Source organism: Streptomyces sp. NPDC007917 (assembly GCF_042959105.1).
GTDB lineage: Bacteria > Actinomycetota > Actinomycetes > Streptomycetales > Streptomycetaceae > Streptomyces.
In genome coordinates this window covers 223702-239517 of sequence record NZ_JBIBKK010000004.1, presented here as the reverse complement: position 1 = coordinate 239517, position 15816 = coordinate 223702, and the positions used below count along the sequence as shown (strand labels likewise).

Genomic DNA, 15816 nt, shown 5'->3' with positions numbered 1-15816 from the left:
GCGTTTCCCCCGGTGGCGGGAGGTGACGCCCGCTCGTACGGGGGAGGTGCCGGGGCCGGTAATCCGTTCGGTGTCCAGGGCCGTCGTGGCTACAGTGGACGCGTCCAGGTGCGCAGGCGGGAGCCACGTCATCCGGACGTCCAGTACGAGGGGGAAATCTCATGGCTCGCTTCAACACCCGTGCCGCGCGCCCGGCGGCCGTCTCTCCGATCACCACCACCGGAAAGCGGACGGCCACCCACGAGGGCGCGACCGGATACCTCCGCGACGACAAGAGCGAACTGTTCCTCCTCGCCGTGTCCAACCTGGTCGGCACCGACACCTTCTACGAGCAGGGCGACGACCGCGACGACCGCTACCGCAGCCTGGTGCGGAAACTGGCCGTCGAGGACCCGGAGTGGACCGCCCGGCTGCTGGGCTGGCTCCGCCGCGGCGGCAACATGCGCACCGCGTCCCTGGTGGGCGCCGCCGAGTACGTCAGGGCCCGCCTGGACGCGGCGGCGCCCGGCCACTCGCGGCAGGTCGTGGACTCCGTGCTGCAGCGCGCCGACGAGCCGGGGGAGATGCTCGGCTACTGGACCGGCCGGTACGGCCGGGCGCTGCCCAAGCCCGTCAAGCGCGGTGTCGCCGACGCCGTACGGCGCCTCTACGACGAGCGATCGCTGCTCAAGTACGACACCGCCGCCAAGGGTTTCCGGTTCGGCGATGTGCTCGACCTCGTGCACGCCCGCCCGGCGGACGACAAGCCGTGGCAGGGCGATCTGTTCAAGCACGCGCTCGACCGGCGCCACGGCCGCGACGCGGAGATCCCGGAGCGCCTGACGGTGCTGCGGGCCGCCGCGGCGCTCTCCGCGCTCCCGGTCGCCGAGCGCCGGGCGTATGTGCTCGACCCCTCGCTGGTCACCGCCCCCGGCGGGCTCGCGGGCGCGGGTTTCACCTGGGAGCGGCTGGCCGGCTGGCTGCAGGGGCCGATGGACAAGGCGGCCTGGGAAGCGGCCATCCCGTTCATGGGTCCGATGGCGCTGGTGCGCAATCTGCGCAACTTCGACGAGGCCGGTGTCTCGGACGAGGTCGCCGAGCAGGTGGCCGCGCGCATCGGCGACCCCGCGGTGGTCGCGCGGTCGCGTATGTTCCCGTTCCGGTTCTGGGCGGCGTACAAGCACACCCGGTCGCTGCGCTGGGGCCACGCCCTGGAGAAGGCGCTGAACGCCTCGCTGACCAACGTGCCCGCCCTGCCCGGCCGGACGCTGATCCTGATCGACCGGTCGCCGTCGATGTTCCCCGGCTACGGATACTCCACCCCGAACACCTCGGACATCCCGCTCGCCGAGCAGGCCGCGGTGTTCGGCGCGGGTCTCGCGGTGCGTGCCGAGGCCCCGACGCTGGTCGAGTTCGGCATGACCAGCCGACGGCTCGAGGTGCCCAGGGGCGGCAGCGCGCTGCGGCTCATGGAGGAGTTCGGGCGGATCAACGGCACCGACATCCCCTCCGCGGTCAAGAAGCACTACGCCGGCCACGACCGGGTCGTCATCGTCACCGACGAGCAGACCCGCCCCGGCTGGCTGCCGTCGAACTGCCACGGCCAGTGGGGTGGCATGCCCGAGACGCACATCGACGACCTGGTGCCCGCCGAGGTGCCGGTCTACATGTGGAACATGGCGGGCTACCGGGCCGGGGCGATGCCCTCGGGCGGCGGCAGCCGCCATGCCTTCGGGGGCCTGACGGACCATGCCTTCGGCATGATCCCGCTCCTGGAAGCCGGCCGGAACGCCCGCTGGCCCTGGGAGGGCTGAAGGCGCGGCAGGCCGCTCGACGGCGGCGGGCGTCCTCGGCTACTTGATCGCGAACATCGGTGGCGTGTCCTTCGCCCCGTTGGAGTTGACGATCACATACCGGCCGCCCTCCACCCGGTGCAGGGCGAGGACGCTGCTGAGCGGTGCGCCGCGCAGCGGGGTCGAGCCGCGCTTCTCGCCGGTGGCCGGGTCGAGGTGCCACAGGTCGCCACCGGCCAGGAGCTCGAGCTCTCCGGTGCGGTCCTGGGTCAGGGCGGCGACGGTTCCGCCGAGCGATGTCCTCCAGACGCGTTTGCCGTCCTTCAGCGAATACGCGGCGACGTGCTGGGGATCGTTCTTGTCCGCCGGACCGACAGCGCTGATGAACAGCCCGTTGGCCACCACCGACCGGAAGACCGGCCGGGCGTCGAAGGGTTCACTGAAGGCGTACGACATGACCTCGAAGTTGAGGTCGTCCTCCTGCCCGAGCCGGGGGATCACGGCCTGTCGCCGCCCCTCGCTGTCGAAGCTGATCACCGCGTCGGTTCCGCGGTCGTCGTCCTCGTTCACATACACGACGATCGGATCGGCCGAGAGCATGAACACCGTCTCCCAACGGCTCTCCGTCGGCAGCGTGCTGCGCCACTGCCGCTCGCCGGACCGGGGGTCGAGGGCGGACAGCCTCATCTTCGGGTTCTTCCCGTCGGTGCCGGTGCACTGCTCCACGACCAGGGCGCGCTCGGGCGTCGCGTCGACGGCCAGGGCCTGGCAGCCGCGGTCCAGCGGGCTGCGCCACCGGTCCGTGCCGTCGCGCAGCCCGAGCCCGACGACCGCCTTCTCCTCCAGGACCACCGCGGTGTCGCCGGCGCCGACCAGCCGGGCGTCGGTGGCACGGGTGACGGAGCCATCGGCGCTGATCTTCTTTTTCCACAGCTCACGGCCGGAGGACAGATCGACGGCGACCACAGTGTCGCAGGGCTTCTCGTACCGCCCGAGGCCCATCAGTCCGACGGAGGACGGCGTGGTGCGGCTCATCGCGCACACCGATCTCCGCTCGGGCGCCGGGACGGTCCACCGCCGGGTGCCGTTGGAGGTGTCGTAGGCGAACAGCCCGTCGTTGCGCGCCCTGATGAGGGTGGACGGTCCTGACATCCACTCACCGACGGCCCGCGCGGAGGAGGGGCGGTCCCGGGGCGTCTCCCAGGCCACGTCCAGGTGCGGCCCGCGCAGCCACTCGTACCCGAGCACGCCGGGCCACACGCCGCCGGCCAGGCCGGCCACGACCAGCGACACCACCCAGGGTTTGGCCAGCGACCCGCTGTTCAACGCGACGGCGTAGATCATCCCGAAGGCACCGGCGAAGGTGAAGACGAACGCGAGGACGAGCACCGGCGTGAGCCCTTCGGGACACGGACCGTACCGGCCCCCGCACGCTCCGTTCGACTCACTGGACAGCGCGGACCACCCCAGCCAGTGGAAGGCCACGGCCCAGCACACCAAGACCCCCGCCAGAAGCAGAGCGACGGGCTTGACGGCACGCGAAATCGACACGGTCCCCCCACGGGTGTGAACAGCGCGCGTACGGCGCGCAGGAGACCTTAACCCAGGGCGCCGGACGGGCGGCGCGCCCGGGCTTCCCCCTTTATATAGGTGCGTGATACAAATTAATACATGGGTGATGCAGCTATGGAGCACGGCGGCCCCGTCGGCCGCGAGCGGCGCGAGGAGATCGCCGACCTCCTGGAGCAGCTGGCGGTGCTCGCGGTGCGGCAACTGGGCAAGCGCGACATCAGCATGACCGCCGCCTCCGCCCTCGGCCGGCTGGCCCGCGAGGGTCCCACCCGGCTGACCGCCCTCGCCGTCGACGAGGGGGTGAGCCAGCCCGCCATGACCCAGCTGGTGCAGCGGTTGACCAAGCAGGGGCTGATGGCCCGGGTCGCCGACCCGGGTGACGGCCGGGCCGTGCTCGTGTCCATCACCGACGCCGGGCGGCGGCTGCTCGCCGAGCGGCGCCGGGACCGTGTCGCGCGCCTGTCCGGCCTGCTGGCCGCGCTCCCGCCCGAGGATCAGGCGACGCTCGCCGCCGCGGTCGGCTCGGCCGCGCCCGCCCTGCGGCGCCTCGTGGCGAGCGCGGCGGCTCCGGGCGGGCGGCCCGCCACGCCCTCCGAGAGGTGACTTTCCGTCACACCTTCTGTGACCCCGGGAAAGTGACGATCCGTCACCACGCCGCGAGCCGCCCGACCTCGTCACGCGAGAGCGCATTCAAAGAACGCATTCCTATCCGGGAGTACACCTTGTCCGCTCACAGCAGCGCCCCGAGCCCGTTCCGGCAGCCGAAGGCCGTATGGGCCGTGGCCTTCGCCTGCGTGATCTCCTTCATGGGCATCGGGCTCGTCGACCCCATCCTGCCCGCCCTGTCCAGCCAGCTGCATGCCACGCCGAGCCAGGTGTCGCTGCTGTTCACCAGCTACCTGGTGGTCACCGCCGTCGCCATGCTGCTCACCGGCTTCGTCTCCAGCCGTATCGGGGCCAAGCGGACCCTGGTGGCGGGCCTGGCGGTCATCGTGGTGTTCAGCGCGCTCGCGGGCGCGTCCGGGAGCATCAGCGGCATCGTCGGCTTCCGGGCGGGCTGGGGCCTGGGCAACGCCCTGTTTATCGCCACATCGCTCGCCGTGATCGTCGGATCGGCGAGCGGCGGCTTCGCCGGGGCGATCATCCTCTACGAGACCGCCCTCGGCGTCGGTATCGCCGTCGGCCCGCTCCTGGGCGGCGAGCTGGGCGGGATCAGCTGGCGCGGGCCCTTCTTCGGCGTCGCCGTGCTGATGGCGATCGCCCTGATCGCCACCCTCACCCTCGTCCAGCCGACCCCGACCCCCGCCCGCCGCACCTCGCTCCTCGACCCGCTCAAGGCGCTCCGCCACCGCGGGCTGCTCACCATGGGCCTGATGGCGCTCTGCTACAACTGGGGCTTCTTCACCGTCCTCGGCTACTCCCCGTACCCCATGGAGCTGGGCACTCATGAGCTCGGCTATGTCTTCACCGGCTGGGGCGTGCTGGTCGCGGTCTTCTCCGTCTTCGTCGCGCCCCGGCTCCAGGCCCGTTTCGGCATAGCCCGCGCCCTCTACGTCAACCTGGCGCTGTTCGCCCTGGACATCCTCGTGATCGGGTTGTTCACCTCGTCCCGGACGACGCTGATCGCCGCGGTGATCGCGGCCGGAGCCTTCATCGGCGTGAACAACACCATCACCACCCAGGCCGTCATGACCGTCTCCCCGGTCGAGCGCTCGGTGGCCTCCGCCGCCTACGGCTTCGTCCGGTTCATCGGCGGTGGCCTGGCCCCGTACGCCGCCGGCCGGCTGGCCGAGCACTACGACGTGCATATGCCGTTCTACGTCGGGGCGGCCGCGGTCCTGGTCGGCCTGGCCGTCCTGTCGACCGGCCACTCCCTGCTCGCCGACGCCGAGCGGGCCCAGGCGGCCGAGGCGGCGCTGCACACCCCCGCCGAGAACCGCGCGGAGCGGCTGGAGCGGGACGCGCTCGCCGAGGACGTCGGCTCGGCGAGCTGAGCCACCCGTTCGGCGGCCCCCGCCCACCCCCCTCGTGGCCCGGTGCGCCGCGGCGCGGTCCGGTGGCCACCGGACCGCGGTCCCGGGACAGGGTGTCCACCCTTTGGGAATCAACGCGCACGGCGTTCGGGATCTCGTTAACCTGGCGACACATCCGGTTCAGCCGACACTAGGGAGTGTGCGGTGACCCCCGAGAAGACACAGAGCGACGATTCGCTGATCAGGAACCGCGAGCGGTTCGCGGAGCCGACGGAGGTGGGCAGCCTGGAAGTCTGGGCGAGGTCGGCCCCGATCCGGCTCGCCGGGTACGAGGACGACCTGGCCGAGCCGCACATCCTCCAGAGCGTGGACTGACGCGGCGGGCGCCCCTGAACTCACGCGCCCGGACGCGGCGGCACAAGACCTCTTCCTCTTGCGCCCCTGGCGCCGCCCGCGCTCCTCAACTGGTGGTTAAGTCCGCCCGGCCGTGATCGGCCGGGGGTGGGCTGGTGCGCCGCCCGATGCCCATGGCAGTATGCATCGCGCGGCCGAGTCCGCCTTAACCAACCGTGAGTGAACGCGCCGCGACCAGCAGAAGGGGGTGCGGATGGCAGTGGGGACCCCTGGGACCCCTGGGGCGCCGGACGCCGACGGCAGCCCCCTGGCGCGGCGGCTCAACTACCTGTTCGCCGCCATGCATCCGCCGGGCGCGCCTTACACCAACGCGCATGTGGCCGAGGCCATCAGCGGCGGCGACGAGTACGGCGGGGTCCGCCTGACCGAGCAGTACCTGTCCATGCTGCGCAACGGCAAGCGCACCAACCCGAGCCCGGACGTGCTGCGGGCCCTGGCCAGGTTCTTCGCCGTGCCCGTGGGCTATCTGCTGGGGGATCTGTCCCCCTCGCAGGCCGAGCGGGTCGAGGAAGAGGTGCGGTTCCTCGTCGCGATGCGCGACAAGCGGGTGCGCGGTATCGCGCTGCGCTCGGTGGGCCTGCCACCGGAGGTGCAGGACAGCCTGACCGCCATCATCTCCCAGTTCCGACAGCAGATGAACCTTCCGCCCGACCCGGCCGACACCGGCGGTGCGGGTGGCCCGGGGGATCCCGACGACGGAGCGCCCAGTGGCCGACGGTGACCAGGAGCGGCTGTTCCGATCCTGGCGGCGGACCGGAGACGAGGACGGTGCGGGCATGCGAGTGGGGCGGATACGGCGGCGGTGCAAGCAGCTCATCAAGGAGCTCGGGCTGCCCGCCACGACCGACCTGCCGGGTCTGTGCGAGCTCGTGGCAAGCCGTGTGGGCCGCCCCGTCCACCTGGTGCCGATGAGCCTGGGCGGCGTGGTCTCGGGCATGACGGCCAGCACCGACGAGGGATTCTGGATCTTCTACGAGCTGCGCACGTCCCCGTGGCACCAGACCCATATCGTGCTGCACGAGGTCGGGCATCTGCTGCTCGGCCACGACCAGGACCCCGCCGTCACGGAGGACGCGCTGCGCATGTGGGCGCCGTCGGTCGATGTCACCACCGCCATGCGCCGGTTGGGGATGACCGCGGACTTCGCGCGCCACCACTGCTACGACGACCTGACCGAGCGGGAGACCGAGGTGCTGGGCACCCTCCTCATGGAGCGTGTCGTGCCGGCCCCGCCCGACGACGGGCTGCTGCTCGAGGGGCGGGCGGCCGAGCTCGCCGCCGCGCTCGGGCCCGCGCTGCGGCATGTCCGCGAGGCGCGGACAGCCGGTGCCAAGGGAGGCGGCGCCGGGGACGGCGGCGAGGACGGGGGCGCGCGTGTTTGACGTGGTCTACCTGTGCTTCGGTGCCGCCGCGTGGGCGATCGTCGCGTACAAGGCGCGCGCCTGGTTCCGCGACCGGCAGAACGCCGATCTCGGCCTGACCTGCGTCATGACGGCCGGCGTGGCGAATGTGTTCCTGCTCTCCGCGCCGAGTGTCTACCGCTGGTTCGACCGCCTGGTGGGCGTGGCCAACCTGGCCATGGTCTTCCTCTACTCCTCGGTGGTGGTGTTCGCCACCGGCGCCCTGGTGCTGATGCTGCGCTGGACCGGGTCGGCGGTGCGGCCCCGTACGGTGGTGGCCGCCGTCGGCGTGGCGTGGACGGGCGCCGTCGTCGCCTTCGCCGCCGGCCGCCCCGACGCCGTCGAGCACCCCCGCGACTTCTCCACCGCCTACGCGGACGCGCCGGGCGTTGTCATCTTCCTGGTGCTGTATCTGGCCATTTTCGGTTCGGGCCTGGCCGGACTCGGCGTGCTGTGCCGGCGCTACGCGGCCACCCTGCGCGGGTCCTGGCTCGCCCGGGGGCTGCGGGTGCTGGCCGCCGGGTGCTGGCTGGGCCTGGCGTACTGCGCCTGCAAGGTGATCGGCTTTCTCTTCTCGTGGGCGGGCCGAGACCTGCCCTGGCTGTCCAACGGCGTGGCGCCGCTGACCGCTTCGGTCGCGGCCCTGCTGGTCCTGGCCGGGTTCGCCATCCCGGCGCTCGGGCCGCGCGCCTCCGCCTGGCGCAGGCTGCGCCGGCTGAACCCCCTGTGGCGCGAGGTCACCGCCCAGGCGCCCGAAGTGGCCATGCCCATGGGCCGTCCGCGCTGGGCCGGCTGGTGGCCCTTCGCCGATCTGGAGTGGCGGGCCAACCGCCAGATGGCGGAGATCCGGGACGTACAGCGCGGTGTCCGGCGCCATGTGGAGGCCGATGCGCTGGAGATCGCCCGTGTCAAGGGCCGTGCCGCCGGGCTCGGGGATTGGCAACTTGTTGCATTCATGGAGGCGACGGCGCTCCGACGCGGTTTGCTGAACCAAGCGGCCGGGCGCGTGCCGGTGCCCGGCGCTGACAGCGTGGTGGTGGAGACGGGCGCCGGGCCGAACCAGGAGCATGAGCACCTGGCGCGCGTCGCCGACGTGTACCACCAGCCGCTGGTCGACGAGGTGCTTGAGGAGCTGGGCGAACGGACCGCCGCCCAGCGGCAGTGAAGGGGGACCGAGAGCGAGGTGGCCCTGGACGGGGGTCGGGGCCGCCCGTGGCACAGGGCGGCGCCGGGGAGATTCAGCCCCGGCGCCGCCTCTCGGCCACACGTCTCACCCTGCCCGGGCCGAGCCGGAAGGCCGGTGTCGAGACACTGGCTCCAACCCACCGGACCTCACGGACCAGGCCCTAGAGTCGGGAGCCATGCAGAACACCGCGAACACCGCTGTTCCCGGCCCGCCGGAGCCGCTCGACACCCGTGCGCTGCTGGAGGATCCGCACGCCGCGTACGCCGAGCTGCGCGAGGCGGGCCCCGTCCACCGGATCCCGGGTCCGGACGGGCGGCCCGCGTGGCTGGTGACCCGCTACGACGATGTGCGGCGGGCGCTCGCCGACCCCCGGCTCTCCCTGGACAAGAGCAACGCGCTGGCCGGCAACTTCCGCGGGTTCGCCCTGCCACCCGCCCTGGACGCCAATCTGCTGAACATGGACCCGCCGGACCACACGCGGGTGCGCCGGCTGGTGGTCAAGGCCTTCACCCCCGGGCGCGTCGAGCGGATGCGGGAGCCGGTCCGGCGCGCCGCGGACGCACTCCTCGACGCCGTCGAGCCGGCCGGCCGGGCCGATCTGATCGCCGCGTACGCCGGACCGCTGCCCATCACCGTGATCTGCGATCTGCTCGGTGTTCCCCAGCGGGACCGGCGGGACTTCCGCGCCTGGAGCGACGCGCTCATCGCCCCCGACCCGGCGCGGCCGCACCTGGCGAAGGAGGCGGTCGGCAGCATGCTGCGTTTCTACACCGGCCTGATCGCGAGCAAACGCGAGGAGCCCGGTGACGATCTGCTCTCCGACCTGATCGCGGTGCGGGACGACGGGCAAGGTGGCGCAGGCGAGGGGAGCGACCGGCTCACCGAGGACGAACTGACCTCGCTGGCCTTTCTGCTGCTGATGGCCGGGTACGAGAACGTGACCCACCTCATCGGCAACGCGGTGCTCGCGCTGCTCGACCACCCCCCGCTGCTGCGGGAGCTGCGCGAGCGGCCCGGCGCGATCGCGGCGGCGGTCGAGGAGTTCGCGCGCCACGACGGCCCGGCGCCGCTGGCGATCCGCCGCTTTCCGCTCGAGGACGTGGAGATCGGCGGGGTGACGGTCCCGGCGGGGGAGACCGTGCTGCTCTCCCTGGCCTCCGCCAACCGCGACCCTGGCCACTTCAGGGAACCGGACCGACTTGATCCGGATTTTGGCCGATTGGGGCATCTTGCCTTCGGTCACGGAATCCACTATTGCCTCGGCGCCCCGCTGGCTCGTCTGGAGGCCGAAACCGCCCTGACCGCCCTGTTGAGCCGCGCTCCGGGCCTGCGTCTCGACGTTCCGCGCACACAGCTGCGCTGGCGGCCGACGATTCGCGCACGTGGCTTGATCTCGCTTCCTGTCGCGTGGTAGCGGGGGAAAGCGAACAAGCTTTTGATGCATAACTGCGCTTCGATGCGGTAAAAAGGTGCTGAGCCCGCCCGGTGTGCATCCCCCGTCGCACCGGGCGGGCCTTCGTCGTCCCAAGGCGTTCAGACGCCATCACAGGGCCGGAAGGGTTAGAGATTGGGCTAGAGAGCAAGGTCACAGGGGGAGACACTGCTTTCGCTTTAGGCCCTCGCACTAGCCTCCTCCCATGACGGTCCTGCCTGACGACCTCCCGCTCGCCGCCGAGTTCCCGGAGGCGACCCGAGACCAGTGGCACCACCTCGTCGAAGGGGTGCTGCGCAAATCCGGCACGGTGGATGCCGTGGGCGCGCAGGCCGCGGCGGCGCTGTCCACCGCGCTCGAGGACGGGATCTCCGTCCGTCCCCTCTACACCGCGGAGGACGCCCCCGCCGACCCTGGCTACCCCGGGTTCGCCCCCTTCGTACGCGGCGGCAGGGCGCAGGGCTCCACGGTGTCCGGCTGGGACGTACGCCAGCGCCACGCCCACGTCGACCCCGGGCACACCAACCGCGCGGTACTCGCGGACCTGGAGAACGGAGCCGGTTCGCTGTGGCTCGCGGTCGGCGCGGCCGGTCTGCCCGTGGAGGCGTTGCCCGAAGCCCTCAAGGGGGTCTATCTCGACCTCGCCCCCGTCGTCCTGGACGCGGGCGCCGACTTCGACGACGCCGCCCGCGCGCTGCTGCGGCTGTACGCCGAGCGTCAGGTGCCGCCGGGCGCGGCCCTCGGCAACCTCGGCGCCGACCCGCTGGGCCTGGCGGCCCGCACCGGTGGCCACACCGGCCTCGCGGCCCACCTGTCCGCCGCCACCGAGCTCGCGGCGCTCTGCGACCGCGACCACCCGGGTGTGCGGGCCTTCACCGTGGACGCCCTGCCGTACCACGAGGCCGGCGGCTCGGTGGCGCAGGAGCTCGGCTGCTCGCTCGCCGCGGGCGTGGAGTATCTGCGGGCGCTGACCGACACCGGGCCGCTGACCGCCGAAGCGGCCTGCGGCCAGCTGGAGTTCCGCTACGCGGCCACCGCCGACCAGTTCCTCACCATCGCCAAGCTGCGCGCGGCCAGGCGGCTGTGGGCGCGCGTGGCGCAGGTGTGCGGCGCGCCCACCCAGGCGGCGGCCCAGCGCCAGCACGCGGTGACCTCCCCGGTGATGATGACCCGCCGCGACCCCTGGGTGAACATGCTCCGCACCACCGTCGCGGCCCTGGCCGCCGGGGTGGGCGGGGCCGACGCCGTCACCGTGCTGCCCTTCGACTCCGCGATCGGCCTGCCTGACGACTTCGCCCGCCGGATCGCCCGCAACACCTCCACGATCCTGCTCGAGGAGTCGCACCTGGCGCGGGTGATCGACCCGGCCGGAGGCTCCTGGTACGTCGAGAGCCTCACCGACGACGTGGCCAAGGCGGCCTGGGCCTTCTTCCAGGAGATCGAGCGCGCCGGGGGACTGGGACAGGCCCTCGCCTCCGGTCTTGTGGAGCGGCGGCTGGCCGCCACCTGGGAGCGCCGCGCCAAGGACCTCGCCCGCCGCAAGGAGCCGATCACCGGCGTCAGCGAGTTCCCGAACCTTGACGAGCAGCCGGTGGAGCGCGAGCCCGCCCCCGTACCGCCCGGCGGCGGCCTGCCCCGGGTGCGCCGCGACGAGGCGTACGAGGCGCTGCGCGCCCGCTCCGACGCCCACCTGGCGGCGGAGGGGACCCGGCCCCGGGTGTTCCTGGCCGCGCTCGGCCCCGCGGCCGCGCACACCGCCCGCGCCGCGTTCGCCGCCAACCTCTTCCAGGCCGGCGGCATCGAGGCGGTGCACGAACCCACCACGGTCGACGCGGAGTCGGCCGCCGAGGCGTTCGCCGCCAGCGGAGCCCGCGTGGCCTGTCTGTGCTCGAGCGACACGGTGTACGAGCAGGAGGCGGTGGCCGTGGCGGAGCGGCTGAAGGCCGCCGGAGCACGGCGCGTCTATCTGGCGGGCAGGCCCGGTGAGCGGCGCGAGGAGTTGCAGCGGGCCGGGGTGGACGCGTTCGTCTTCGCCGGGTGTGACGCGGTCGAGGTGCTCACCTCGGCCCTCGAGACGATGGGAGTGGCGTGACCGTGAGCGGGATTCCTGACTTCTCCACGGTCGACCTCGGGACACCGGAGGAGGTGTCCGGCGCTGCGGGTGCCGCGGCGTGGACGGAGGCGCTGCAGAGCGCCACCGGCAAGGGTGTCGAGGACCTGGTGTGGGACACCCCCGAGGGCATCGGGGTCAAACCGCTGTACGGGCCCGAGGACCTGACCGGCATCGACTTCCTGGGCACCTACCCGGGCATCGCGCCGTATCTGCGCGGCCCGTACCCGACGATGTATGTCAACCAGCCCTGGACCATCCGCCAGTACGCGGGCTTCTCCACCGCCGAGGAGTCGAACGCCTTCTACCGCCGCAACCTCGCCGCGGGCCAGAAGGGCCTGTCGGTCGCCTTCGACCTGCCCACCCACCGCGGCTACGACAGCGACCACCCCAGAGTCACCGGCGACGTCGGCATGGCGGGCGTGGCCATCGACTCCATCTACGACATGCGGCAGCTCTTCGACGGCATCCCGCTGGACCGGATGAGCGTGTCGATGACGATGAACGGCGCGGTGCTGCCCGTCCTCGCGCTCTACATCGTCGCCGCCGAGGAACAGGGCGTGGCGCCCGACAAGCTGGCCGGGACCATCCAGAACGACATCCTCAAGGAGTTCATGGTCCGCAACACCTACATCTATCCGCCGCAGCCGTCGATGCGGATCATCTCCGACATCTTCGCCTTCACCTCGCAGCGGATGCCCCGCTACAACTCCATCTCCATCTCCGGCTACCACATCCAGGAAGCCGGCGCCACGGCCGACCTGGAGCTGGCCTACACCCTCGCCGACGGCGTGGAGTATCTGCGCGCGGGGCTCGACGCCGGGATGGACGTGGACGCCTTCGCGCCCCGGCTCTCGTTCTTCTGGGCGATCGGCATGAACTTCTTCATGGAGATCGCCAAGCTGCGGGCGGCCCGGCTGCTGTGGGCCAAGCTGGTCGGCCAGTTCGACCCCAAGAACCCCAAGTCGCTGTCGCTGCGCACCCATTCGCAGACCTCGGGCTGGTCGCTGACCGCCCAGGACGTGTTCAACAACGTGGCCCGCACCTGTGTGGAGGCCATGGCCGCCACCCAGGGCCACACCCAGTCGCTGCACACCAACGCCCTCGACGAGGCCCTCGCGCTGCCCACCGACTTCTCCGCGCGCATCGCCCGCAACACCCAGATACTGCTCCAGCAGGAGTCCGGTACCTGCCGGGTGATCGACCCGTGGGGCGGCAGCGCGTATGTGGAACGGCTCACCCACGACCTGGCCCGGCGCGCCTGGCTCCACATCCAGGAGGTCGAGGCCGCCGGCGGCATGGCCAAGGCCATCGACGCCGGTATCCCCAAGATGCGCGTCGAGGAGGCCGCGGCGCGCACCCAGGCGCGGATCGACTCGGGGCGGCAGCCGGTGATCGGCGTCAACAAGTACCGTGTCGACAGCGACGAGCAGATCGACGTCCTCAAGGTCGACAACTCCGCCGTCCGCGCCCAGCAGTTCGAGAAGCTGCGCCGGCTGCGGGCCGAGCGCGACGAGGCCGGCTGCCAGGACGCGCTGCGCGCGCTCACCGCGGCCGCCGAGTCCGGCCCTGGCGCCGGCCTCGAGGGCAATCTCCTCGCGCTCGCCGTGAACGCGGCCCGCGCCAAGGCGACGGTCGGCGAGATCTCCGACGCGCTGGAGAAGGTGTACGGGCGCCACTCCGGCCAGATCCGTACGATCGCCGGTGTGTACCGAGACGAGGCAGGACCGTCCTCCGGCGTGGACCGCACCCGGGCGCTGGTCGAGGAGTTCGAGCGGGCCGAGGGCCGCCGCCCGCGCATCCTGGTCGCCAAGATGGGCCAGGACGGGCATGACCGCGGCCAGAAGGTGATCGCCACCGCCTTCGCCGACCTGGGTTTCGACGTGGACGTCGGCCCGCTCTTCCAGACGCCCGAGGAGGTCGCGCGGCAGGCGGTCGAGGCCGATGTGCACATCGTCGGCGTCTCCTCGCTCGCGGCCGGCCACCTGACGCTGGTGCCCGCGCTGCGCGAGCAACTGGCCGAGGCGGGGCGGGAGGACATCACCGTCGTGGTGGGCGGGGTCATCCCGCCGCAGGACGTGCAGACCCTGCACGAGGCGGGAGCCGCCGCCGTCTTCCTGCCCGGCACGGTCATCCCCGACGCCGCGTACGAGCTGGTCCAGACGCTGGCCGCGGACCTCGGCCACGAGCTGTAGGCCCATGCCGGAGAAGAAGAGACGAACTGTCGACATCGACACCTACGCCAAGGGCGTGCTCGACGGCTCCCGCGCCTACATCGCGCGCGCGATCACGCTCGTCGAGTCCACCCGCCCCGACCACCGCGACCTCGCCCAGCGGCTGCTGATCGAACTGCTGCCGCACGCGGGCGGGGCGCGCCGGGTGGGCATCAGCGGCGTACCGGGGGTGGGCAAGTCGACCTTCATCGATGCCCTGGGCTCGCTGCTCACCGGGCTCGGCCACAAGGTCGCGGTGCTCGCCGTCGACCCCTCCTCCAGCCGCACCGGCGGCTCCATCCTGGGTGACAAGACCCGGATGGAGCGGCTGGCGGTCGACCCGGCCGCCTTCGTCCGCCCCTCGCCCAGCGCGGGCACGCTGGGCGGGGTGGCCCGCGCCACCCGCGAGTCCATGGTGGTCATGGAGGCGGCGGGCTACGACGTGCTGCTGGTCGAGACGGTGGGCGTGGGCCAGTCGGAGACCGCCGTGGCGGGCATGGTCGACTCCTTCCTGCTGCTCTCCCTCGCCCGCACCGGCGACCAGCTCCAGGGCATCAAGAAGGGGGTCCTGGAGCTCGCGGACGTCGTCGCCATCAACAAGGCCGACGGCCCCCACGAGCGCGACGCCAAGTCCGCCGCCCGTGAACTCAGGGGCGCGCTGCGGCTGCTGCAGCCCCCGGGCGCGCCCTGGAACCCCCCGGTGCTGACCTGCAGCGCACGTGAGGGCACCGGCCTTCAGGGGGTGTGGGAGCGGCTGGAGCAGCACCGCCGGGTGCTGGAGGCGGCCGGCGCGCTGGACGCCAAGCGGCGTGACCAGCAGGTCGACTGGGCCTGGTCCATGGTCCGCGACCAGCTGCTGACCCGGCTGCGGGAACACCCCGATGTGCGGCGGCTCGGCCCCGTGCTCGAACAGCAGGTGCGCGACGGCACGCTGACCGCGACGCTGGCCGCCGACCGGCTGCTGGAGGCGTTCGGGAGGCCGGCCGACGCCGATGGATGACACGCCGCCGCCGGCCGAGGTGGGGCCGTTCTTCGCCCTGCGCACCGACCCCGCCACCGGAGATCCGCGCGAGCAGGGTTACGCGCTGATCGGCGAGGCGTACCGGCTCACGCCCGAGGGGGCCGCCGCGCCGCTTCTGCGCGCCCGCGTCGAGGCGGTGGCCGCGAACCTGCGCACCGACGAGCCGAGGGTCGCCGCATCGCTCGTCTTCCAGGGGCTCGCCGCCCGGGTGTGGTCGCTCGCCCTCGGCCGGGCGGCCCTGACCGGCATGGTGTCGAGCCTCCGCCCCGACCGGCTGTGGTGGCACCCCGGGCGCGCCGCCCCCGACGACCTGTGGTGGCCCGGCGTGCCGTCCGTCATGGGGGAGCCCGGAGGGCTCGCCGGTCAGGTGGGCGACGCCGCGTACCCCCATCTGCTGCCGCTGCACGCCGCCGTCAGCCGGGCCTACCGGGTCTCGGGGCGACTGCTGTGGGGGAACGCCGCCTCGGCGCTGGCCGGTTCGCTGCGGGTCCTGCACGACTGGTGCCGGGCGCACGGCCTTCCGGAGGCGGCGGAGCGCGCCACCGAGCTGGCCCGTGCCCAGCTCGCCCACCCGCCGCTGCGCGACACCGGCACCCTTTCCTCCCCTCCGCCCGCCTTCCGGCGCCGCACCTGCTGTCTCTACTACCGGGTGCCGGGCGGCGGCCTGTGCGGCGACTGCGTACTGCGCCGAGCGCCGGTGTGAGTCACACGGTCCCGCGGCGG

Annotated in this window: 13 protein-coding genes; 12 read left to right on the top strand and 1 reads right to left on the bottom strand. The window is 72.6% G+C overall.

What is annotated here, in order from left to right:
* Nucleotides 1-161: 161 nt before the first annotated feature.
* A complete protein-coding gene (locus ACFZDL_RS09535) occupies nucleotides 162-1793 on the top strand; it encodes a TROVE domain-containing protein (RefSeq protein WP_353589969.1) in 1632 nt (543 codons plus the stop codon).
* A gap of 39 nt (nucleotides 1794-1832) precedes the next feature.
* Here ACFZDL_RS09535 and ACFZDL_RS09530 read toward each other — a convergent pair whose 3' ends face one another.
* Entirely contained in the window at nucleotides 1833-3161 is a 1329-nt protein-coding gene (locus tag ACFZDL_RS09530) for a PQQ-binding-like beta-propeller repeat protein (RefSeq protein WP_353589968.1), read from the bottom strand.
* Between the two features lie 282 nt (nucleotides 3162-3443).
* Between ACFZDL_RS09530 and ACFZDL_RS09525 the strand changes: the two genes are divergently transcribed.
* The 11 genes from ACFZDL_RS09525 (at nucleotide 3444) to ACFZDL_RS09475 (ending at nucleotide 15796) form a co-directional block, all read left to right on the top strand.
* A complete protein-coding gene (locus ACFZDL_RS09525) occupies nucleotides 3444-3947 on the top strand; it encodes a MarR family transcriptional regulator (protein WP_353589967.1) in 504 nt (167 codons plus the stop codon).
* Nucleotides 3948-4066: 119 nt separating this feature from the next.
* Nucleotides 4067-5338 (top strand): MFS transporter, encoded by a 1272-nt coding sequence (locus tag ACFZDL_RS09520; protein ID WP_353589966.1) that lies wholly within the window; start codon nucleotides 4067-4069, stop codon nucleotides 5336-5338.
* Nucleotides 5339-5521: 183 nt separating this feature from the next.
* Nucleotides 5522-5692 (top strand): hypothetical protein, encoded by a 171-nt coding sequence (locus ACFZDL_RS09515; RefSeq protein ID WP_353590109.1) that lies wholly within the window; start codon nucleotides 5522-5524, stop codon nucleotides 5690-5692.
* Nucleotides 5693-5924: 232 nt separating this feature from the next.
* Nucleotides 5925-6452 carry a helix-turn-helix transcriptional regulator gene (locus ACFZDL_RS09510; protein ID WP_353589965.1) on the top strand — a complete coding sequence of 176 codons (528 nt, stop codon included), beginning with the start codon at nucleotides 5925-5927 and terminating at the stop codon, nucleotides 6450-6452.
* Complete coding sequence (locus tag ACFZDL_RS09505; protein ID WP_353589964.1) at nucleotides 6439-7113, top strand: hypothetical protein; 675 nt, start codon at nucleotides 6439-6441, stop codon at nucleotides 7111-7113. The genes ACFZDL_RS09510 and ACFZDL_RS09505 overlap by 14 nt, the downstream gene beginning before the upstream one ends.
* On the top strand, nucleotides 7106-8296 hold the full coding sequence (locus ACFZDL_RS09500; RefSeq protein WP_353589963.1) for an MAB_1171c family putative transporter: 1191 nt from the start codon (nucleotides 7106-7108) through the stop codon (nucleotides 8294-8296). The genes ACFZDL_RS09505 and ACFZDL_RS09500 overlap by 8 nt, the downstream gene beginning before the upstream one ends.
* A 196-nt stretch (nucleotides 8297-8492) precedes the next feature.
* Nucleotides 8493-9731 (top strand): cytochrome P450, encoded by a 1239-nt coding sequence (locus ACFZDL_RS09495; RefSeq protein ID WP_353589962.1) that lies wholly within the window; start codon nucleotides 8493-8495, stop codon nucleotides 9729-9731.
* 223 nt (nucleotides 9732-9954) lie between these two features.
* Nucleotides 9955-11841 (top strand): methylmalonyl-CoA mutase small subunit, encoded by a 1887-nt coding sequence (gene mutA, locus ACFZDL_RS09490; RefSeq protein ID WP_353589961.1) that lies wholly within the window; start codon nucleotides 9955-9957, stop codon nucleotides 11839-11841.
* A gap of 53 nt (nucleotides 11842-11894) precedes the next feature.
* Entirely contained in the window at nucleotides 11895-14054 is a 2160-nt protein-coding gene (gene scpA / locus ACFZDL_RS09485; RefSeq protein ID WP_353590099.1) for a methylmalonyl-CoA mutase, read from the top strand.
* A gap of 4 nt (nucleotides 14055-14058) precedes the next feature.
* Nucleotides 14059-15072 carry a methylmalonyl Co-A mutase-associated GTPase MeaB gene (gene meaB, locus ACFZDL_RS09480; RefSeq protein ID WP_353589960.1) on the top strand — a complete coding sequence of 338 codons (1014 nt, stop codon included), beginning with the start codon at nucleotides 14059-14061 and terminating at the stop codon, nucleotides 15070-15072.
* On the top strand, nucleotides 15065-15796 hold the full coding sequence (locus ACFZDL_RS09475; protein ID WP_353589959.1) for a (2Fe-2S)-binding protein: 732 nt from the start codon (nucleotides 15065-15067) through the stop codon (nucleotides 15794-15796). The genes meaB and ACFZDL_RS09475 overlap by 8 nt, the downstream gene beginning before the upstream one ends.
* Nucleotides 15797-15816 lie beyond the last annotated feature (20 nt).